The sequence below is a fragment of the Winogradskyella pacifica genome, from assembly GCF_003386275.1.
Lineage (GTDB): Bacteria > Bacteroidota > Bacteroidia > Flavobacteriales > Flavobacteriaceae > Winogradskyella > Winogradskyella pacifica.
Genome location: NZ_QREI01000006.1, coordinates 39,357 through 61,941, shown reverse-complemented (window position 1 = coordinate 61,941; position 22,585 = coordinate 39,357). Strand labels below are relative to the sequence as shown.

Annotated in this window: 18 protein-coding genes; 6 read left to right on the top strand and 12 right to left on the bottom strand. The window is 32.6% G+C overall.

Going from position 1 to position 22,585, the window contains the following annotated elements; genetic code table 11:
* Positions 1-50: 50 nt before the first annotated feature.
* Both ftsH and rsfS read right to left on the bottom strand, forming a co-directional pair.
* Complete coding sequence (gene ftsH, locus DFQ09_RS12865; RefSeq protein WP_115811007.1) at positions 51-2,039, bottom strand: ATP-dependent zinc metalloprotease FtsH; 1,989 nt, start codon at positions 2,037-2,039, stop codon at positions 51-53.
* Between the two features lie 17 nt (positions 2,040-2,056).
* Entirely contained in the window at positions 2,057-2,428 is a 372-nt protein-coding gene (gene rsfS, locus DFQ09_RS12860) for a ribosome silencing factor (RefSeq protein ID WP_115811005.1), read from the bottom strand.
* Between the two features lie 94 nt (positions 2,429-2,522).
* On the opposite strand from rsfS, the gene DFQ09_RS12855 reads away from it, so the two are divergent.
* On the top strand, positions 2,523-3,254 hold the full coding sequence (locus DFQ09_RS12855) for a biotin--[acetyl-CoA-carboxylase] ligase (protein WP_115811003.1): 732 nt from the start codon (positions 2,523-2,525) through the stop codon (positions 3,252-3,254).
* A 14-nt stretch (positions 3,255-3,268) separates the two neighbouring features.
* On the opposite strand, the gene DFQ09_RS12850 is transcribed toward DFQ09_RS12855, so the two are convergent.
* Positions 3,269-3,664, bottom strand: a complete 396-nt coding sequence (locus DFQ09_RS12850) for an SRPBCC family protein (protein ID WP_115811001.1) — start codon at positions 3,662-3,664, stop codon at positions 3,269-3,271.
* An 85-nt stretch (positions 3,665-3,749) separates the two neighbouring features.
* Positions 3,750-4,394 carry an orotate phosphoribosyltransferase gene (gene pyrE / locus DFQ09_RS12845; RefSeq protein ID WP_115810999.1) on the bottom strand — a complete coding sequence of 215 codons (645 nt, stop codon included), beginning with the start codon at positions 4,392-4,394 and terminating at the stop codon, positions 3,750-3,752.
* A 120-nt stretch (positions 4,395-4,514) separates the two neighbouring features.
* Between pyrE and DFQ09_RS12840 the strand changes: the two genes are divergently transcribed.
* Positions 4,515-5,096: an NUDIX hydrolase gene (locus DFQ09_RS12840; RefSeq protein ID WP_115810997.1), complete on the top strand. Its 582-nt coding sequence runs from the start codon at positions 4,515-4,517 to the stop codon at positions 5,094-5,096.
* Positions 5,097-5,124: 28 nt separating this feature from the next.
* Here DFQ09_RS12840 and DFQ09_RS12835 read toward each other — a convergent pair whose 3' ends face one another.
* From DFQ09_RS12835 to DFQ09_RS12815, 5 genes are all read right to left on the bottom strand, one after another.
* Entirely contained in the window at positions 5,125-6,003 is an 879-nt protein-coding gene (locus DFQ09_RS12835) for a bile acid:sodium symporter family protein (RefSeq protein WP_115810995.1), read from the bottom strand.
* A 59-nt stretch (positions 6,004-6,062) separates the two neighbouring features.
* Positions 6,063-6,758 carry an N-formylglutamate amidohydrolase gene (locus tag DFQ09_RS12830; protein WP_115810993.1) on the bottom strand — a complete coding sequence of 232 codons (696 nt, stop codon included), beginning with the start codon at positions 6,756-6,758 and terminating at the stop codon, positions 6,063-6,065.
* A gap of 82 nt (positions 6,759-6,840) precedes the next feature.
* Positions 6,841-8,067: a glutamate-cysteine ligase family protein gene (locus DFQ09_RS12825; RefSeq protein WP_115810991.1), complete on the bottom strand. Its 1,227-nt coding sequence runs from the start codon at positions 8,065-8,067 to the stop codon at positions 6,841-6,843.
* Positions 8,068-8,159: 92 nt separating this feature from the next.
* Positions 8,160-9,605 carry a RimK family protein gene (locus DFQ09_RS12820; protein WP_115810989.1) on the bottom strand — a complete coding sequence of 482 codons (1,446 nt, stop codon included), beginning with the start codon at positions 9,603-9,605 and terminating at the stop codon, positions 8,160-8,162.
* A gap of 208 nt (positions 9,606-9,813) precedes the next feature.
* Positions 9,814-11,571: a M14 family metallopeptidase gene (locus DFQ09_RS12815; protein WP_115810987.1), complete on the bottom strand. Its 1,758-nt coding sequence runs from the start codon at positions 11,569-11,571 to the stop codon at positions 9,814-9,816.
* Positions 11,572-11,610: 39 nt separating this feature from the next.
* On the opposite strand from DFQ09_RS12815, the gene DFQ09_RS12810 reads away from it, so the two are divergent.
* Positions 11,611-11,979, top strand: coding sequence for a DUF7793 family protein (locus DFQ09_RS12810; protein ID WP_115810985.1), 369 nt, complete (start codon positions 11,611-11,613; stop codon positions 11,977-11,979).
* A gap of 67 nt (positions 11,980-12,046) precedes the next feature.
* On the top strand, positions 12,047-12,979 hold the full coding sequence (ctlX, locus tag DFQ09_RS12805) for a citrulline utilization hydrolase CtlX (protein WP_115810983.1): 933 nt from the start codon (positions 12,047-12,049) through the stop codon (positions 12,977-12,979).
* 72 nt (positions 12,980-13,051) lie between these two features.
* On the opposite strand, the gene DFQ09_RS12800 is transcribed toward ctlX, so the two are convergent.
* A complete protein-coding gene (locus DFQ09_RS12800; protein ID WP_115810981.1) occupies positions 13,052-15,094 on the bottom strand; it encodes a tetratricopeptide repeat-containing sensor histidine kinase in 2,043 nt (680 codons plus the stop codon).
* 956 nt (positions 15,095-16,050) lie between these two features.
* Here DFQ09_RS12800 and argS point away from each other — a divergent pair.
* Together argS and DFQ09_RS12790 are read left to right on the top strand one after the other, a co-directional pair.
* A complete protein-coding gene (gene argS, locus DFQ09_RS12795; RefSeq protein ID WP_115810979.1) occupies positions 16,051-17,835 on the top strand; it encodes an arginine--tRNA ligase in 1,785 nt (594 codons plus the stop codon).
* A 176-nt stretch (positions 17,836-18,011) separates the two neighbouring features.
* Positions 18,012-19,307, top strand: a complete 1,296-nt coding sequence (locus DFQ09_RS12790; RefSeq protein WP_115810977.1) for a carboxypeptidase-like regulatory domain-containing protein — start codon at positions 18,012-18,014, stop codon at positions 19,305-19,307.
* Between the two features lie 73 nt (positions 19,308-19,380).
* Here the strand turns inward: DFQ09_RS12790 and DFQ09_RS12785 are convergent, their stop codons facing one another.
* Complete coding sequence (locus tag DFQ09_RS12785; protein ID WP_115810975.1) at positions 19,381-21,696, bottom strand: TonB-dependent receptor plug domain-containing protein; 2,316 nt, start codon at positions 21,694-21,696, stop codon at positions 19,381-19,383.
* Positions 21,689-22,585 carry a FecR family protein gene (locus DFQ09_RS12780; RefSeq protein WP_181897180.1) on the bottom strand — a complete coding sequence of 299 codons (897 nt, stop codon included), beginning with the start codon at positions 22,583-22,585 and terminating at the stop codon, positions 21,689-21,691. The genes DFQ09_RS12785 and DFQ09_RS12780 overlap by 8 nt, the downstream gene beginning before the upstream one ends.

Below are 22,585 nucleotides of genomic sequence, written 5' to 3'. Positions count from 1 at the left end.
AACAAGGGGTTAATTTAAGTTTTTTATATGATTGTAAGATGTGGAGGTTTTTATTCTTCCTCTTTCTTAATTTCTTCTTTAACATCATCAATTGCTTCTTTCATTTCCTCCTCTATGGTAGCAGGATTTTCAAAAGCACGTTTTCCAAAGATTTTTTCAAGGTTATCCTTAAAAATAACTTCTTTGTCTAATAAGACTTCTGCCAACTCTGTTAGCTTATCCTTATTGTTTTCTAATAATTTTATAGCGCGTTGATATTGCTCTTCAATAATATCAGAAATCTCCTGATCTATAAGTTCTGCTGTTTTTTCACTGTATGGCTTTGTAAAACCGTACTCTGATTGTCCAGAAGAATCATAATAAGTTAAGTTACCTACTTTGTCACTAAGTCCGTAAACAGTTACCATAGCTCTGGCTTGTTTCGTTACTTTTTCTAAGTCACTTAAAGCACCTGTAGAAATTTTATCAAAGATTACTTTTTCAGCAGCTCTACCACCTAATGCAGCACACATTTCATCTAACATTTGTTCTGGGTGTACAATTAAACGCTCTTCTGGTAAATACCAAGCCGCACCTAAAGAACGTCCTCTAGGAACAATAGTTACTTTTACTAATGGAGCAGCATGCTCTAACATCCAACTTACAGTAGCGTGACCAGCTTCATGAAAAGCAACAGCTCTCTTTTCTGCAGGGGTTATAATTTTGTTTTTCTTCTCTAACCCACCAATAATTCTATCGACAGCATCTAAGAAATCTTGTTTGTTTACTGCTTTCTTTCCTTTTCTTGCTGCAATTAATGCTGCTTCGTTACAAACGTTAGCGATATCTGCACCAGAGAAACCAGGTGTTTGTTTGGCTAAGAAATCAATATCTAAAGTTTCTTCTTTTTTAAGTGGACGTAAATGCACTTCAAAAATTTCTTTACGCTCTCTAACATCTGGAAGATCTACATAAATCTGGCGGTCAAAACGACCAGCTCTCATTAATGCACTATCTAAAACATCTGCACGGTTTGTTGCAGCTAATACAATAACGTTTGTATTAGTACCAAAACCATCCATTTCTGTTAAAAGTTGATTTAAGGTGTTTTCACGTTCGTCGTTAGAACCAGACATGTTATTTTTTCCTCTAGCTCTACCAATAGCGTCAATCTCATCAATAAAGATAATTGAAGGTGATTTTTCTTTAGCTTGCTTAAATAAATCTCTTACTCTAGACGCACCAACACCAACAAACATTTCCACAAAATCAGATCCTGATAACGAAAAGAAAGGCACTTTTGCTTCACCTGCAACGGCTTTTGCTAATAATGTTTTACCAGTTCCTGGAGGTCCTACTAATAACGCTCCTTTTGGAATTTTACCACCTAAAGCGGTATATTTTTCAGGGAATTTTAAGAAATCTACAATTTCTTGTACTTCTTCTTTTGCACCTTCTAAACCTGCAACATCTTTAAATGATGTTTTTGTATCTATTTTTTCATCAAAGAGTTTCGCTTTAGATTTTCCGATATTGAAAATCTGTCCACCAGCTCCTCCGCCTCCGCCACCAGACATACGACGCATTATAAAAATCCACACTCCAATGATCAGAACAAACGGTAATAAGGTTAATAGGAAATCGCCCCAAACATTATGTTCCGTTTCATAAACTAACTCTGTGTTGAGATTATTGTCTTTAATAACTTCATTAACTTCTTTTTCGAAATTCTGAAGGTCACCAAATTCAAACTTATAATTTGGAACAGGAGTTACAGATGGAAATATAGAATTAGAATTCGTTTTTTTATGCGGAGATTGCTCTTTGGCTTCTTTTGTTAAGAAAACTCTAGCTTCTCTTTTGTTTACAATTTCAATTTTATCAACTTCACCTTGACTTAAATAAGTTAAGAATTGTGCCGGAGTTGTTTGTGTACCTGTAGATTCCCCAAATCCGCCAGAAAAAATCTGAATAGATAGGAATACAACAATGATAATTCCGTAAATCCAATACGGGTTTAGTTTCGGTTTCTTGTTTAAATTTTTATTGTCTTTAGCCATTCGTAGCGTTTCTCGTTTTAGTAACTAGTTTCTATTTGGGTTATTTTTGCATCTCCCCAAAGCTCTTCAATATCGTAGTATTCTCTTATATGTTTTTGAAATACATGTACCACAACATTAACATAATCCATTAGAACCCATTCAGCATTTTCTGTGCCTTCAATGTGCCATGGTTTGTCTTTAAGTGTTTTGCTAACTTGCTTTTGTATGGAACCGACGATTGCGTTTACTTGTGTGTTTGAAGTACCTTCGCAGATAATAAAATAATCACAAACCGTATTTTCTATGTCTCGTAAATCTAATAGTGTTATCTCTTTTCCTTTAACATCTTCAATACCTCCAATAATTGATGTAATAAGTTGGTCTGTAGGGATTTTATCTTTCTTCATTAAATTGTATTAATTTTGTGCAAAGTTATTATTTTTTTAGTTCTTGTATGCGCTTAATGTCATAAGAAAACTATAAAATAAAATTGCCTATTAAATGTACATAATCAAACTTAATGCCATTGACTCTACAAACACATATCTAAAAGATTTGTCTACTGTGGCTTTACCTATCGATTATACCGTTGTGGTTGCAGAATTACAGACAAAAGGTAGAGGCCAAATGGGTGCAAAATGGAAAGCAGAAAGTGGTAAGAACCTTACAGCGAGTGTGTTTAAAAGACTGCCGTATTTTAGTATTACAGAACAGTTTTATATAAGTATGGCTGTTTCTTTAGCGCTTATTAAAGCTTTAAGAACCTTTAAAATACCGCAATTACGTATTAAATGGCCTAACGACATTTTGTCAGCAGACACTAAATTATGTGGCATTTTAATTGAAAATGTCATAAAAAATAATAATCTGCAAGGCTCCATAATTGGATTTGGGCTCAATGTAAATCAGAAATTCTACAATAATTTACCTCAAGCCTCTTCGATGAGTCTAGTTTCGGGAGTGATTTATAATAAAGACGAAGTGCTTTCTGAAGTATTAAAGCAATTAAAAATCCATTTTGATTTACTTGAATCTAAACAATTTCTTGAAATTAAGACGGAATATGAAAGTCTCCTTTTTAGAAAAAATAAGCCATCAACTTTTAGAACGTCTAAAAATGATAGCTTTTCTGGTATTATACAGGGTGTAACTGAAAACGGCCAATTACAAGTTTGGACAGAAGATGGTGTTATAAAAACCTTCGATCTTAAAGAGATTAAGTTAATGTATTAATTTCTTTGTTGCAATTACACTGCGGTCTTCATATTGGTTACTAAAGTCTCAATAAATTTACTGATAGGGCCTTTTATCATCATTCCCATCATAGCGTTAAATTCTCCTTCGAAATTTAATTTAACTTCAGTTTTGTTTGGCTCAACTTCTGTGATATTGGTAACTAAAGCGAAGTCTAATTTTCCGCCTGCAGCACCTAGAACTATTTTACTGTGAGGAATAACTTCTTTTTTCTTTAATATAATCTCTGGCATTCCTTTCAATGCGAATAGAAATTTGTCATTTTCTAAAACTTCAAACTTGCTAATGTTTTCAGGCATTAAGTTTTCAAAATTTTTAACGTCAGATAGAAAATTAAAAGTTTCTTCTGCAGATTTATCTAAGGTTACTTTTGGGGATTCTAATTTCATTGGTAGTGTATTATGTTATTTTTTGCTTGTTGTTAGGTTTTAGGTTTTTTTGCTAAATGACTCAACAATTTCACTATATGCTATATCAATTAGCGTTCCATTCACTAGGATTGGCATTCCATTGTGCTAAAATGTCTTGTTGGTCTTTGGTGATATAGAAGGTTTCAACAGCTTGTTCTAATAAGTTTTCGTAGTTACCGAGCGTGTGCAGTTCAACATTAGCATCTTCAAAATTCTTTTTAGCGACATCAAATCCATAAGAGAAAATAGCGACCATGCCTTTTACATTCACTTCGGCTTCTTTTAAAGCTTGTACAGCATTAAGACTGCTCATCCCTGTGCTAATTAAATCTTCAACCACAACAACGGTTTGCCCTTTTTCTAAAAAGCCCTCAACTTGGTTTTGGCGACCATGTTTTTTTGCTTCTGGTCTTACGTAAACAAAAGGTAGGTTTAAGTATTCTGCGACTAAAGCACCAATACCAATAGCACCTGTTGCAACACCAGCGATAACGTCTGGTTTACCATAAAGGTCTTCTATGTTTTGAGCAATTGTGGCTCTAATGTAGTTTCTAATAGTTGGATACGATAGCACAATTCTGTTATCGCAATAAATAGGAGATTTCCAGCCAGAAGCCCAAGTAAAAGGATCGTTGGGTTGTAATTTTATAGCATTAATTTGCAGTAAAACTTCTGCTGTTTTTTTGGCAGTATCTTTGTTAAAAATCATGTTACAAAAATAATGATTTTTCGAGGTTAGAAAATTTTAAACGAAAATAAATTTCATTTCAAATGGTTTCTCATAAAAAATAATAAATTTACAAAAGGAAAGTTGAAACAAACGCAAGCGATGTACACTATTTATGTAGGTGATAAACCTATAATTTTAACTACTGAAGTAACAAAAGAAACTGATTTTAAATCCTTTCTTTTAAAGTCTGTAAATATTGGTAAGGTAATAAAAACCTTGAATAATACGGATTTGAAAGCGGTACACTTAATTCATAAAAATGAAGATAAGTTACTCAAAAAGTTCTTGAAGCTGTTACCCAATGTAGTTGCAGGTGGTGGAAAGGCTTATAACTCTAAAAATGAAATTCTTTTTATTTTTAGAAATGATAAATGGGATTTGCCAAAAGGAAAAGCTGAACGTAACGAATCGATTGAAGAAACTGCCATTCGCGAAGTAGAAGAGGAGACCGGTGTTGAAGGTTTGAAAATTACCAAACCGCTACCAACAACCTATCATATTTTTAAACGAAACGGTAAACACAAAATTAAAGTGACGTATTGGTTTGAAATGACAACCGATTTTGAAGGAGAGTTATTTCCACAAGAAAATGAAGGCATCACTAAAGTTGAATGGTTAGATGATAAAGCTTCTCAAAGAGCTTTGGAGAATAGCTATGCTAATATTCGGATTTTGGTTTAAATATGTCTAACCGTTTTATAAATCTTTTTTATTCCGAAGTAGCTTCGGGCCTTTTTCCAAGTTGCCACATTAAAATGCCACCAGTAATAAACATCCAAATTGCATAAGCACCAGTAGGAATACCCATTTCTACATTATGCAATATTGAAGTTGCAATTACAAACGCTAATGTTCCGTTTTGTATGCCACTCTCAACTGTAATTGAAATGACATCCTTTAATTTCAATTTAAACAATCTAGCGGTTAAATAGCCTAATCCCATTGTTATAATATTTAATAGTAATGTAACTAGGCCAACTTCTCTCATTGCAGTACTTAAGATATCGAAATTTGCTAGAATTACAGCTATAAAGACTAAAGTGAAAATTACGGTAGACGCCATACGCATAGGTTTTTCCATTCGTAAAGCAAATTTAATCTTGAACTTTCGAATAAGCATACCTATAGAAATAGGAATAACAGTTATGCCCATTATTTGAAGAATGGTATCAAAAACGGGTAATTTAATTGTAGTGGCTTCGTCCGTGCCAAAATAGTCTAAAGCAAAGGATAAAATAAAAGGAATGGTTATAATACTTATAAAGCTAGTAATGGCAGTTAAAGTAACGGATAACGCAATATTGCCTTTGCAGACTTGTGTGATTAGATTACTTGTTGGGCCACCAGGACAGGTTGCCAATATTATTAATCCAACGGCCATTATTGGACTTAAATTAAACGCAATCGCTAATGAAAAACCAATAAGAGGCAGTAGCACGAGTTGATTAGTAAGACCAATTAAAACGGCTTTGGGATATTTAGCAAGCCTGGTAAAATCTATTGGCGTTAAAGTCATTCCCATTCCTAGCATAATAATAGCTAAAGATAATGGTAAGAATACATTGCTAATAAGCTCGGCGATAGACATAATTTATTATTATCAAGTTTAAGACGAATTTAAACTTTTAATTTTAAAAGCTCAAGTGTCTAAAAAATGCTCTGTGTTGATTTTAAGTTATTTATGGTGTTAAAAAGGGTTTGCTTCAACTTTAAACTCATGGTGTTTTTCTTAACAAACTTCTGATTGACCTCAATCTCAATGCCTAAATAATTAGTTGGAAATTGCTTTCTTAAAAATGTAGTGAAACCATCTGCTTTTCCGAGATATGGATAATTAAATCTAACGTTTAAATTTGAGGCTTGTTTTAGAAGTACACTTTTAAACTCTTTACAAAATTCTTGTTCCTTTTTACGACGTGAATCATAAAGTAATCCAATGTCGCCTTTACGTTCCTCTCCATTTAGATTTGGGGTGAAGCTATGGATAGAGAGATGTAGAACGTGCTGTTTGTTTTTTACGTATTCTGCTATTTTATATTCAATTTCCGTTCTATGAGGAAAATAATATGTTTCAAGAATTTCTGACTTCTCATTTTTAGATAAGCCGTTACTAAACTCTGAAAAAAGCTGTTTACTAAATAATGACCGATTCAACTCTACCAACAAACGACTCGTAGTACTAAAATACGATGCGTCAGACAGCGGTTTTAAATGTTGAAACAGATCTAATGCTCCCAAATCATAGCCACGATGGGTTTTTAAAACTGCTTTATTGTTGAAGTGTTTTTTGTACGTATCAGGAATTTCATGTCCTGCATGTTCGCATGTCAAAATCAGTTTCATATGTTTATTCGTGTCGGTTTTAGGTCACATGGTTCATACTTTTAATTATACTCTTGTGTGTCAAAGCCTAGTTATGGATGTTTCACGGCTGAAATAGTTCATTCGTTTTTAAACACATTTGCATATCACGATAAACCGAAATAATATGGGCTTCAGAAGTATCATTCCCAACAGCTTTTAATAATCGTGTTGCTAATGTGCCTTGTTCCAAAATCAATTCAATGGCTTGGTGATGTGATTTATGTACTTTCGGTTTTACGGTTTGGTACAAATGGTTCCAGACGTCTTTTACGGATGTAGATGACTTCAAATTGAATAATTTTAAATAATCTTCATCTTCAATTAAAGATTCTTCGCCTTGTTTTATAGCATCGTTTAAAAAAGGAAACAACTGGTCCTTAGTCCAATTTTTTTGATCTTTTAAAGAACCGAATTTCTTATTGATTAAAGCTTTTAAAACTTCAATAACCAAAGCACAAATAGCAATATCTGCCTTAGGACATTCTTGAATATCCATTAAACGAATTTCAATAGCATTGCGGTCAAAACGAGCAATAGCTCCACGAGAGTTTAAAAAGTGCTGGTCTAGAATCTTGTTTTTATCATAAGGGCGTATCGCACGTTTTATCGGTTCAAAAATGGTAGCATGATAATCTAATTTTGAAAATACACGTTCAGGAATGACCATGCCTGTCAACTCCGGAATTTCCTTCTGATTGGTTTTATAAAATTCTAGTCGCGTGTCCTTAAAACCTGTAATGTTGCCTTCTAGTATTGGCGAGCTAGCACAAAGCCCCGGTAATAATGGTAAGATTATTCTAATGGCTGCGTGTAGTTTTTCAAACTCTTTATCATCATAAAACGGTAAATTAATATGTGTACTTTGTACATTACTCCAACCATGACCTTTACAATTAAAAATAGTATTGTAAAGTGCATAGACTTCACTATAGCTATGTTTCCAAAGTTGTGTGTCGGTGTTTGGATTCATTAATGGATGTGAAGCAGAACCTAAAAGTTGTAAGTTCAGCGGATTTAAAAGTGCATCGATTTCTAGAATATTCTTGTGGAATTTCTCTGCTAAATCATCCGTGCTTTTTGTAGGTCCGTTTGTTTTTAGTTCAATGACATGAGCCACCAATTCGTTACTCCATGCAATGTCGCCATTTTCAATGTCTGCTTTTAATTCTCCTGCTTTTAGGGTTAAAAGTTCATCTACTTGTGGTGCTACTTTAAAACTGTCATTTTTAACAAGCATATATTCGAGTTCAATACCGTAAACTTCGAATAAATGATATTTTTTTTTCATGTATTTAATATTGTGTTTTAATAGTCACATGTCATTGGTTATTAATCGTTTTTCGGATTAATCGAAACTCATAACATGGATCATTCAGTGTGCTACTCTAATCGTTTTTTTAAGGCTAAAAGAATTTCAGTGTAAACCAAATCACCATAATGTGCGTCTTCTACTCCAAAATCTATATTTGGGTTATCATTAATTTCTATAACCATCAGTTTGCCGTCTACAACTTTAATGTCAATACCGTAAAGTCCTAATCCCATTAGTTTTGCGGATTTTAAGGCAATATCAATCACGTTTTTTGGCACGTCTTCTATAGGTAAACAGTCGGCATCTCCATCTTGGTCATTTTTGTCCGTTGCTTTCCAGTTATAGATCTGCCAATGGCCTTTTGCCATATAATATTTACAGGCATAAAATGGTTTATTATCGATAATGCCTATGCGCCAATCGTAATCTGATGGACAAAATTCTTGCGCAATAATCAAATCAGATTCCTTTAACATTTCGGTAACTAAAGCATTGTATTCGTCTTTCGTTTTTGCTTTTTTTACTCCAAAAGAAAACGTAGAGTCAGGTGCTTTTAAAACACAAGGTAATCCTGTTTGTTCTAAGACCGAATTTCGGTTATTACTATGTACTATAACTGTTTTTGGTGTGCTGATATTAGCATTATTCATGGCTTCTGCCATATACACTTTATTGCAACATTTTAAAATAGCATCCGGATAATCAATTATTGCAATACCTTCTTGCTGTGCTTTTCGAGCAAAGGTGTAAGCTTCATTATTGACTTCGGTGCTTTGTCTTAAAAATAACGCGTCAAAAGATGATAAGCGAGACAAGTCTTTAGGCTCAATAATTTCGGCATAGATATTCATCTTCTCCGCGATTTCTATAAACTTTTTTAAGGCTTTAGCATTACTTGGAGGTGCTGGATCGCTTGGGTTAACTAATATGGCTAAATCGAAATCGTAATTCGTAACTTTTGCGGTATCGTAACGCTTTTTTGCAAAATACTGGTTCGCAAATTCGCGGACGCTAGACATGTGTTCTACTGGAATTTCGGCTTCAGAAATCGCCTTTATACTCTGAATATTCCACTTGGTAGTATGATTAAAGTTTACACGTAAAAATGGAACTTGAAAATGCTTGTAAAACAAGGCACTTAAGTTTTTGTATTTCTGTGCTACGTTTTGCCCAAAATAGATACTCAACGTAAAATCTTGCGACTTTATATTTTTTAAACTTTGTTGAATAACATCATCAAACTCATAAGAAACGATTCTGACCAATTTTAAAGCTTTAAGGTCTACAATGTTTTTTGTAGTTGGAATCGGTAAGTGACCTCTGGCTTCTGCCAAAAGTGATACGTAATAGCCTTTGGATTGGTACGAGTAGTCCTTGCATAAATTAAAAATTCGTGCATTTTTTAATAAGGAATACTTAGGATTTGTAAGATAATCTTGAGAGGAAATTACGGTTATATTATCAATTGAAAAGTTCCATTTTTCAGGTTGATTAACAACAATGTATTTGTTCATTTAGAGCGCGTTACGCTATTATAATTTTGAACAAATGTATATTATTTTTTGATTGGTTTTACAGGTGTAAAAAAAAATATCAGCTTTTTTTTAAGGTCATTTAATGCTTTCCTAAGGACTATTGTTTTAATATGTCAATCCGTTTTAGACAAGTGTTTTTAGGTTTATGTTAGGTTAATTTATTCCATAAAACCTAGCGAATTAAAATCTATTTTACACGGTAAACAGGATACTGTAAATGCGCTTTTTCATAGTTCTTACTCTGCTTATACAGCCAATCTAATTGGGCATACCAACTATTAGCAAAATCTTCGTCATAACTGATTTTTATATTGTATTCTATTTCAAGTTTTGGGTTGCTCTTTAAAAGTTGTTCCGCTTTATCTTCCCAAACATAAGGTGAAAATCCTTCTTTTTGTTGTAAAATGGTATCGAAGAAATTCCAGTTAAAAAATGAATCTGGAGCAGAAGGTTCTAGCGTTTCTAATAGATAACGAATGGCATCTTGATTCGTAGAAATTAGATAATCACCTTTTCTAAAAGTTACTTTATCACTAGAGGTGTTAACACTTGTTTTGTAATGTGCATAATGACCTTCGTATGGAGATGTGCGAGTTTCGTAGCTTCCAATTTTATAGGATTCAACGGTTAATGTGGTGTCATTTTTAAATTGTGTGAATGCGACGTTGTTCAGTTTTAATAAGTCAATGACACTGTGCCAGCCTTGTGGAATAATATAAGCTTTTGGGATTATGACAGAATCTGTTGCTTTAAAATAATTTTGATATGTAACGTCTTTTGTAAATGGTTTTGATCGATCGTATTTTAAACGTTTTGCACCAGTAAATTCACTAGGAATCATTTCTCCTTCATAACCTTTAAATTTTAGAGTAGAGGTAAGGCTTGTGTCTACAGTCCAAGTTAACGGATAGCGATCACCTGCTGCCCATAGCTTGGTTTGTTCTTTCTTGAGTTTTGCAATTTTATCTCCTTGTTCTTCTGTGATTTCAATCATGCTTTTCATTAATTCGTAAGTACCTTCTACGCGTTGTTTGTATGGTTTTAGCATGTGTGTTTCTATCATCATTCCTAGGGTGTTAAATAATGTTGTATACCCTGTAGAATATCTTGGAGTGTCTAAAAATTGTGTAAATCCAGAATCTGGTGTGCGGTTAAATACGTTAACATAAGGAGTGATGTCCCAAGATTTTGCTTCTAGTTTTTGCTCTAAGGTGGGCATCATTTCAGAATGCATAAATTCACCAAGTTCACCTCCTAATTTATTGTGTTGAGTAAATAAATGGGTTAATGCATACTGATAATCGGCTCCATTACTAACATGGTTATCAATAAAAACATCTGGCTGTACTAAATGAAATATTTTGGTAAAAGCTTTGGCATTTTTAGTATCGGCTTTTATAAAATCTCGGTTTAAATCATAGTTTCTTGCATTGCCCCTAAACCCATAAGCTTTCGGGCCGTTTTGATTGGTGCGTGTTGTTGAATTTCTATTTAAACTGCCACCCACATTATATATTGGAATGGTAACTACAATCGTATTTTTAGGAGCCTCTATTTTACCTTGAACAACATCTCTAAACAACATCATAGTTGCGTCAATACCATCAGATTCTCCAGGGTGAATACCATTATTAACTAATAGAATTCTATTGTTTTGTCTCAGCGATTCAAAGTTATCTCCAGAACCTTTCATGTTTAACGTTACTATATGTAGTGGTTTTCCTGAGTCTGTTTCGCCAATTTCTTGGATCGAAATTTCAGTGTAACCGTTAGCTAAGTCTTCATAGTATTTTATGGTTTCTTGATAAGTTGCGGTTTCAAAACCTTCACTTTTTTCGAAAACCGTTGTGAAATCTATTTCTGCAGTTTTATTTTCCGAATCTTGTTTTTCTGTTTTGTTATTACAAGCAACTAGCAATAAGGCTAATACTAATAGTTTTTTCATGGTCTAGAAATTTAGCTAAAATTACTTATATTTATTAACATGAAATCATATAAACTTAGCTTTGGTATTATAATCATACTTAAAGCTAATCTTGTTGAAGTTATTATCGATGATGGTGTAGTGTTGGATATGAAAATGGTAAAAGAATATCACGCTTTTCTTATCGAAAAATTAGAGGTCCCGTTTTTCTTATTAATTAATAAAAAGTATTCTTACACGTATACTTTTGAAGCTCAAAAGTCTATTGTAAATAAAGATATCGTGAAAGCTATGGCTGTTGTAACTCATGCTTATGTATCTAAATTAGCTACCGATGTTTTAATAAATATGAATCGCAATAACGGTTGGAATATAAAGATGTTTAAGAGTCGCAAAGAGGCCTTAGGATGGTTAGAAAATCAGGCCTGATTTTATAGCTACTTTGACATAAAAAAATAATAACTTTGCATTTCATTACCATTCTATAAGCAAATAAATGCAACAAACTACAAATACCGCCTTAATGATTCGTCCTGTAAACTTTAGGATGAACGAGCAAACCGCTGTCAATAATTATTTTCAGGAAGATTTAGATTTAAAAAATGCCGAGATTAATGCAAAAGCTCAAGAGGAATTTGATGCTTTTGTGCAAAAATTAAAAGCTGTAGGTATTAATGTTATTGTTGAAGACGATGATAAAGTAAATGATACACCAGATTCTATTTTCCCTAACAATTGGGTAAGTTTTCATGCTAATGGAGACATTGCAAAATATCCGATGTTTGCAGAGAATAGAAGACGGGAACGCAGAGATGAAATTTTTATTAGATTAGAAGACGAAGGTTTTAAAATTGAAAATATCGTTGATTATACGTCAGCCGAACATGAAGGTGTCTTTTTAGAAGGAACTGGAAGCGTTATTTTAGATCGTGTTAATAGAAAGGCCTATTGTGCTTTATCTCCAAGAGCAGATGAAGATTTATTTATAGAGTTTTGTGAGGATTTTGAATATAGTCCTGTGATTTTTACAGCATATCAAACGGTAGAAGATAAACGCTTACCGATATATCATACTAATGTAATGATGTGTATCGCTGAGGATTTTGCTGTGATTTGCTTAGATAGTATTGATGATAAGAAAGAACGTAAAAGTGTTGTAAAGCATCTTAGAAATGATGGTAAAGAAATCATTTCAATTACAGAAAAACAGATGCATCATTTCGCAGGAAACATGTTGCAATTACAGGGTAATGATGGTCAGGTTTATTTAATTATGAGTGAAGCTGCCTATAAGGTTTTAACACCAAATCAAGTCACAACGATAGAAAAGCATTGTCCTATTATTTCGAGTTCTTTAGAGACTATAGAAACTTGTGGTGGTGGAAGTGCGCGTTGTATGATTGCTGAAGTATTTTTACCGAAAGCTTAAGCTGTATCGATTTTTATTTGAGTTCTAGCTTGTTCATTTGTGACATAGACTCAGAATATTAAACACTTAGAGCTAAGCCTTAGGTAATTCAACAAAGAATTTACTTCCAACATGTTCTGTGCTTTCTACCCAGATTCTGCCGTTGTTTAATTCTACTAAATCCTTAGCTATAGATAAGCCTAAACCTGTTCCTTTTTCATTTTTAGTGCCAGCAGTCGTAAAGTTTTTATGTGCTGCAAATAACTTATCAATGTTATCTTTAGAAATACCAACACCAGTGTCTTCAATACAAATTAAAGATTTTCCGTTAGCCTCTATGTTAGAAATAGTAATAACATCACCTGTTCTGCTAAATTTAACAGCGTTTGTAATTAAGTTCTGAATCACAATTTCTACCATACTACGATCGGCATAAATAAAATCATCCTGAGACTCATCAATTAAAACAATGCGTTTGTCTTCAACTTTTTGTTCAACTAAAGCAATTTTAGTTTGAAACACTTCTTGAATATTAAACAACTCAGGTTTTGGTTCTAAATTCTGCATTTGCGATTTAGACCAGTTTAATAAATTAAATAAAAGTGACGATGCATTATTAGCATTTTCGCTTAATTCTGGAATCAACTCATAAAATTCATCCTTAGAAATGCTGTCTTCGTTTAATAAATCTAAGAACGCTTTAATAGAAGAGATTGAATCTTTTAAGTCGTGAGACACAATAGAAAAAAGTTTATCCTTAACTTGGTTAACCTCTTCTAAGTGATGTGTTTGTTCTAAAATAGCTTCTGTTCTTATTTGTTCTTCGGCTAATATGTCTTTTTGTTTTTCTAATGCGTCTTTATGAGTTTTAGTTTTTAAAAGACTATAAATTAGAAGGCCTAACAATACTATAAACGCGGCTAAGACTCCATATAGAATGTAAGGATTACTCAACGAGGTTGATACTTCTGTAGCTTTACTCTCCGTATTATCTGTAAGATCCTTACGGTTTGAGTTGTCATTAATTAAATCTAAATGTTCTAATTCTGTAGGGAAAACAGGTCTATTAATTTTAGAAAGCGAGTCTTTTAAATTGTAAAATTTATTTTGCCAGAAAAACGCATTTTGATAATAACCACGTGTAGAATCTAAAGCAATATGAAGTTTGTAGTTTTCTAAAAGTTCGGTTTTATCATCTGTTTTCTGTGCAATTTCATAAGCTTCGTTTAATTGTCTTTCAGCTAATTTTAGCTTTTTGTTTTGAAGATTTAAATGTCCAATAGCATTCAAGGCTCTTAAAAGTCCTTCTTTGTTATCTTGTTGTCTATTGTATTTTAAACCTTCTAGTAAGTACTCAGAAGCTTTGTCATATTCTTTAAAACGTAAGTATTCGCTACCTAATTTAGGAAGTATTTCGCCTCTAAGATCTTGATCTGTTTTAGGATTAAGAATATCTAATGCTTTTTCGTAATATTCAATCGCTTTGCGATGCTCTTTTAATATAGAATAAAGTCCGGCAATATTTTTAGTAGATATTTTAATACCATCCTTATCATTAATTTCCTTTCGGACTTCTAAAGCTTTAAAATTATATTCTATAGCCTTATCAATTTGATTGGTTTTATAATAAGCCTCAGCAAGATTATTATAAGCAGCGCTTAATTCATCTTTTAGATACTGTTTTTCAAAAATATCTATTGCAGATAATGAATTTTGTAAACCAACTTTATAATTTCCTCTTTTTATTTCAACAAGACCTATGCTGTTGCTCACTTTGGCTACACCAAGTGTATCTTTTATTTGTAAGTATAAATTTCTAGATCTTTTGTAGTTATCAATTGCATTAAAATAATCGTTACGTTCTGTAAAGATTAATGCTCTGATGTAGCTGCTTTCCGCCTGTCCTTTTATGTATTTAAGGTCGTCAGAAAGTTTTGAGGTTTCATTAATGTAAAGCAATGCCTTACTGTAGTCCTTTTGTTTGAAGAGCTCATTAATAAGCACCAAAGACATATCCACTTTTGTAGAGTCTGCGTTTAAATAAGCTATTTGTACCGTAAGTTTATCTATTTTTTCGCTTTGAGAAAAAACGGATATCGATATAAGATACACAGCTAGTATAAGTAACTGTCTCATCTTAAAATAGCGTTAAAACGAATTGCGCTGTTTTGGTTTGAAAAACTTTTAGGGAGGGACGAAAAAAGTAAGTTAACACAAAACAAAAACAACGTTGTTAATGTTTGATTATTAAACCTCATTAATGTTTGGGACATTGATTAATAGCCCTCCAAAAGTGCTATTATGAACGCAAATATGCTAATAATTAGGATTTAATACCAATTTATTAGTTGAACAGACAAATATAATATTTTTAAAATATGGCATATCGACCAAAGGTAAATTTAAAGGTGGTAATACTGTTTTGTCGATGAAATGCAAGTTTTGGCTATAGTGCTATTTTTCAGTTGTTTGTGGTTGTGTGTGCCTAAAATAGGTAAGACTTTTAAGTCAAAATTAAACACATATTAGTATTCCCAAAACGTGCCATTTGTCGATGTATTTTCATTACTATTAAATGCGACCCAATTTGTAGCTCAATAGTAAAAACCTCTTCGTTTTTCATTTAGAATAGCTTTTATAGTCGCAATTAATCATTCATATATGCTTTCTGGCCTTGAGGTGTTGGAGCAAATTCTAGACTGATTTAATTTAATCTTATAAGGTTTGTTCCTTTAGGTTTTACAAAATCTAAAAGTTCTACCGAATTTCCATTTACATCTTTATGACCTACCGTTTAGTTCTCTAATTCACTTTGAAATGATAAATCTATGTTTTTTTAGAATAGTTAATTCTCAGACGTGTCATTGTCAGTAATGGAGTTGTTATTATTAGAACATGATGAAAAATAACAATAAAAATGGAAAGTGCGTAGTTTAAGAATTTCATTTTAGTCATAGATATTAGACTTCTATCAATTCTAAACTTTATAAAAACCCTATAACGTTAAGTAATTATGTTTGCATAGAAACCCATTAAAACAATAAAACTTCTATCTTTGCGAACGTTTTAAAACACCAAAATAAAGCAGAATTATGACCCTTCAAGAGACTTTAGAATTACATGTAAAAGCAGCGATAAAAGCGTTGTTTCAAGCGGAATTAGAATCAGTAGAATTTCAAGCGACTCGCAAAGAGTTTGCAGGAGATGTTACGGTTGTTGTTTTTCCAATGTTACGTGTCGTAAAAGGAAATCCTGTTGTTATAGGCGAACAAGTTGGTCAATATTTATTAGACAATGTAGAATTAGTCAAAGGTTTTAATGTTGTTAAAGGCTTTTTAAATATAGAAATTAGTGATTCATATTACTTAGATTTCTTCACATCTATAAAAGGAAATGATGCTTATGGTTTTGTGGATCAAAAGGATGATAAAGCTGTTATGGTAGAATATTCGTCACCAAACACAAACAAACCTTTGCATTTAGGACATGTAAGAAATGTACTCTTAGGGTATAGTGTTGCTGAAATTTTAAAAGCTTCAGGAAAAAAAGTTTATAAAACTCAAATCATTAACGATAGAGGTATTCATATTTGTAAGAGTATGTTGGCTTATCAGAAATTTGGTCAGAATGAAACCCCAACAGAAGATTTAAAAGGAGATAAACTTGTTGGAAATTACTATGTAAAGTTTGACAAAGAATATAAATCTGAAATTTCAGAATTAATGGCTCAAGGTCAATCTGAAGAAGATGCTAAAAAGAATGCACCTTTATTAGTAGAAGCACAGCAAATGCTACTAAAATGGGAAGCAGGAGATGAAGACGTTGTTGCACTGTGGAAAAAAATGAATCAGTGGGTTTATGATGGTTTCGATGTTACTTACAAAAATATTGGTGTCGATTTTGATACCTATTACTACGAAAGCAATACGTATTTATTAGGAAAAGAATTTGTTGCTGAAGGTTTAAAAACGGGTGTTTTTGAACAAGATGCTGATGGTTCTGTTTGGTGCGATTTAACCGAAGATGGTTTAGATAGAAAAATTGTGCTTAGAGCAGATGGCACAGCCGTTTACATGACGCAAGATATTGGTACAGCCATTCAGCGAATTAAAGATTATCCTGATGTTGGTGGTATGGTTTATACGGTTGGTAACGAGCAAGATTATCATTTTAAAGTGTTATTCTTAATTTTGAAAAAATTAGGTTTCGATTGGGCTAAAAATCTATTCCATTTAAGTTATGGTATGGTAGATTTACCAAGCGGAAAAATGAAGAGTAGAGAAGGAACCGTTGTAGATGCTGATGATTTAATCCAGGAAATGGCAGATACTGCTGAAGATATTTCTAAAGAATTAGGAAAGCTAGAAGAGTACTCAGAAGAAGAAAAGCAGACCCTCTACAAAACTATAGGTTTAGGGGCTTTAAAATATTACATCTTAAAAGTAGATCCTAAAAAGCGAATTTTATTCGATCCTAAAGAGTCTATCGATTTTCAAGGGAATACAGGGGCGTTTATTCAATATACTTATGCTAGAATTCAGTCTATTTTAAGAAAGGCTAATGTGGATGATATTGGCGCTTCGACTTCGCTAAGCGACCACATAACACTTCATGAGAAAGAGAAACAACTTATTAAACAATTAGAACAATTTCCAGTCATCATACAAAATGCAGCAGAACAGCATAGTCCTGCATTGATTGCCAATTATACTTATGATTTGGTAAAGGATTTTAATTCGTTTTACCAGAATGTATCGATTCTTGGAGCAGACTCTGATTTAGAAAAGAATTTTAGAGTAGCATTATCTAAAACAGTAAGTCAAACTATTAAAAATGCTTTTAAGGTCTTAGGGATTGAGGTTCCTGAGCGTATGTAAAATAATAATTTCTAAAATTAACAGTAGTACTTTTTTAATCCGTTTTGCATTCAATTTTAAGAATTGAATAGGTAGGGTGATGTTCAATATTAAGAAATTAACAGGTTGAATAGAAGTGTATTCTGTGCTTTTTTGTATCTTAGGTAAGGTTATAATGTTCATTAAATCTTACTGTCATGGAAAAATCTTATACTTTAAAACGTTGCGCTAGTACACTTTTATTAGTCTTATTTGTACTCTTTTCTTTAAGTGCTCAAACGGAGTTTAAGGAGTATCACGGTAAGGTTGTCGATGGTAGAACTAACAAAACGATAGAGGCTGCTAATCTTAGTATTAACAATACAAACATTAGTACGATTACAAATTCTGAAGGTGAATTCTCGTTAAAAGTTCCAAATAATTATTTAGATTCCAAAGTTGCCGTTTCTTTTTTAGGTTATACGACTTATGTTGTACTATTATCTGAATTATCTGACGATAATCAAACGATTGAGTTGTATGAGGTAATTACCGAGTTATCTGCTGTAAACATCGCGGCATATAAAAATGCATCAAATTTAATTAGAAAAGTGTTTTTCGGAAAAAGTGAAAATAAAGATGAAGAGTCTGTTTTTATGACTGCTTTTTATAGAGAAACTATTAAACGCAGAAATAGAAATGTGTCCTTAACGGAGGCTGTTGTTAATATTTTAAAACAACCAAATTGGACACCACAACGTGATGATATTCAACTTGGAAAAGCTAGGAAAAGTACAGATTACACACGCTTAGATACGGTGTCTGTAAAGTTGCAAGGTGGTCCGTTTTCTACGATGTATTTAGATATTATGAAATATACTGAATATCTTTTTACAGAGGAAAGTATTAATGGGTATGATTTTACTTTTGATAAACCTTCAACTATAAATAACAGAGCTGTTTTTGTTGTTGATTTCAGTCCTAAGAATAAACAACTTACTGTAAATTATAGTGGCAAACTTTTTATTGATGTAGAGTCGTTAGCCTTAGTTAGTGCGAATTACTTTTTAGATTTGAGTAATAGGGATAAAACTAAAAATCTTTTGGTTAAAAGTAAACCTAGGGATGTTGAGGTTTATCCTTTAGAGGCGATTTACAAAGTAGATTATAAACAAAAAGATAATAACTGGTATTACAGTTATTCTAATTTAAGCTTAACGTTTAAGGTGAATAAAAAACGCCAACTCTTCAATAAAGTTTACACATTATCTAGTGAAATGGCAGTAACAGATTGGGAGGTGAATAGTACAGGTGAAAAAATTAAAAATAAAGATAAACTACGTCCTTCTGTAATTATTACTGATGCTATTTCAGGATTTTCAGATCCAAATTTTTGGGGTGAATATAATCTCATTGAGCCAGATAAGTCCATAGAATCAGCCATTGATAAAATTAGAAAGAATATTGAAAAGGAAAAAGATCGAGAAAGGAAGAAAAATACCAATATTAAATAAAAGGATTATATAAATTAAGTCTGATTCTATATCAGGTTTTTTTTAAAAATCCAATTTTAATAGCGGTTTGCACTTAAAAGTTGATCCTAAAACTTAAGTTAGGTGTGAGTTTTAAGGATTTGTTGTTTATCTCTACTATAGCGTTAGCAGAATTAAATGTGTAAAACCGATTAATTATGTTGGTTTGATTAAAAATGTTCCAAATGGAAGCACCGACCTCTGCATTAACACCTTTTGATAGTTTCAATTTATATATAGCTGAAATGTCGGTTCTAAAATAATCATCCAATCGAGAGCTATTAGGTGTGTTGTATTCTATAGTAGAATTACTGTCAACTTGAAGGGCTAGAGGAGCGGTAAAAGGTCTGCCCGAATGCCAATTAAACCCTATACCAATCTTAAGTTTTTCGCCGTTATAAGTAAGTGAAGAATTAACCACATGTCTTAAATCAATAGTATTAGGGAATGATGTACTACTATTAATCTCGCTAAAATTGTAATCGTTTTTACTATACGTATAACTTAGCCATGTGCTAAAGTCTTTAAAACGTTTATTAATAAGGAAATCTATGCCTTTTACAGTATAATGTCCCGTATCGTTAGTAAACTGAAATTGATTCTGAAACCCTTGGCTGCGTGCAGTAATATTATTGACTCCTTTGTAGTAACCTTCTATAGAAACCAATAAATTGTTTTGATTATAACTTACACCAACCGAGGCCTGTTCACTAGTTATTAACGGAACATCGTTACCATTAGCCAATTGCCATCGTCGTTTTTCTATCCCAAAAAAATCTTGTTGTAAATCAATTATTTGGGTTATAGATTGACTCTTCAATTCTCCTAAAACTTCTAATCTAAAATAGTCTAGAAATTTATAATTTATTGAAAATCGAGGTTCAATTAAAAATTCAGACAATTTACCAAAGTAACTAATTCTAGAACCTAGCCTAATAGAAGTCTCACGCGACGGAGAGTACCATTCTATTTCTCCAAATAACGCATGAGTTCTAATAATTTCCTTTACTAAACTGGTGTAATTTGGATTGGTGACATCTTCAAAATTAGTGACTGCAACATCATTAAACTGATAGCCACTATTAAAGTTAATGTCTTCGCTAACTGTTTTTGAAAGGTCTAATCTAAAGCCGAAATCTTCAACTTTATTCTCCTGAGTTAATAATTGGTTTTTAGTAACATTATTATTTTTAGCATCTAAATCATAGTTTGAATAATAAACTTGTGCCGAGAGATTGACATCACTATTTATTAGTTTTGAATAGGTTGCACTTGCTCCATAACTCGTTTGATTTAACTTGCTTTTTGTCTCCTGAAAATCATTATCAGCTGATGTGAATACTTGATTGTAATCTAGGTCATTAGACATGCTCATTATATTAATGCGCAATTTTGAGGTGTTATCAATATCGTATAAAAATTTAGCATTGAAATCGTAGAATAAAAAACGTTCATCTTGTGCTAAAAGCATATTTATATTTGAAGACGTATTTAATTCTGAGTCTTTAAAAATGCGGTCAAAATAAGAATCATAAGTTTTGGAAACCAAAAGATCTGTATAAGAACGTCTTGCAGACAGTTGCAGCTCCGTTTTGTTTGATAGTGGTATTTTTGCATAACCATCTACGCTCAACATATCTCCACCAATTCCTGCACTCGTTTTATTATCTAAATTATCCGAGTTTTTTATAGCGATGGTACTCGATACGGCGTTGCCAAATTTAGCACTAGTGCCATTCTTAGAAATAGTAATGTTCTCTGATAAATACGGATTGAAGGCCGATATTAACCCGAAAAAATGTCCGGATTGGTACATGCGTATCCCTTCGTACAGAATTAAATTTTGGTCATTGGTGCCACCTCTAACATTGATATTAGAAATGCGTTCGTCTACACTCATAATGCCTGGTAAGTTTTGTACAATCTGAAGGACATCTGGTTCAATCAATCCCGGAAGAATATCAAAGGCTTTTGTGTTCGCTTTTACACTTCCATCATTTGTTTTTGAAATCCCTTTGGTAAGATAATTTATGATTACAACTTCTTTTAGCTGTTGTACTTTGTTTAGGATATCTAGTGCTGTCTTTACGGTAATAACGATAAACCTATCATTCAGCATTTCAAAATTAAGATTGGTAACACGATTTAAGTGATCTAATATCTGTTCTATTGACAGGTCATTAGATAATGGACTAATTAAAATAGTTTCAACCGTTTTGGTTTCAAAAGAAAATTTAACGTCGTGCTGCTTCTCTATGTCTAGAAGAATTTGGACAAGCGATTTTTCGTCTTGTTGTTCCTGACAGAAAGTAAGGTTACAAAAGGCAATCGATAAACAGTAGAAAATTAAACAAAGTAATTTTTTATTCACGCTTTAGTAAAATAGATTCTCCAGATTGGCTGTAGCTTAAATTTAATGGTATTGTGACAGACTTCAATGCTAAATCTAAATTATTATGTGTAAAACTTCCTGTGAACAAACGCGAAAGATCAATATTCTCTGTAATTATGTTTTGCTTGTATTGGTTTTTAAACTCTGCAATCACATATTTTAAAGGAACACTTTTAAAGCTACTTTCACCACGCAACCATTGTGGTTGCATAGCGTTTTCTTTTTCATTAGCAAGTAGTTTCCCATCAATGATTTTAAAAGTATCTCCAGGTTTTAATGTTGTGGTGTTGTGATTATGAGTTACGGCAACCAAACCTTCGTAACACGTAACTTCAAAATAAGATTCGCGTTGTTTTATATTAAATTGAGTCCCTAGAACACTAACAATTCCATCTGTAGTAATGACGTCAAATTTCTTTCCCTTTGCAACTTTAAAAAATGCTTCACCATGTAATTTTAATTCTCTATTGTCGCTCCAATCTTTCTTGTTAAAAGTTAGTGTTGAATTTGAATTCAAAGCCACCGTAGAGTGATCTGGTAGTTGCACAGTGGTTTGTTCTGCTATTACTGTATTAACGTGGGTGTCTAGCGTTGTGGTATAATAATAAATACTGAATCCGATGGCTAAAATTGCAGCGATTTTAAGGAAAGGTTTTAACCAGTGGTTTAAATTCGATTTCTTAACTTCGAGATTCGTTTTTAGAGTTTCGTAAGTTCGGTCAATAGAGAAATCAGGAGCTTTAAAGTGCTTTAAAGCCTCGTTCATTTTAATAAGTTCGTTATAATCCTCTAGCTGCTCAAAAGCATTCTGCTCTTCAGTATTTAGATTATGATCTAACCATTTTTTTATGAGTTCTTCTCTTTTCAT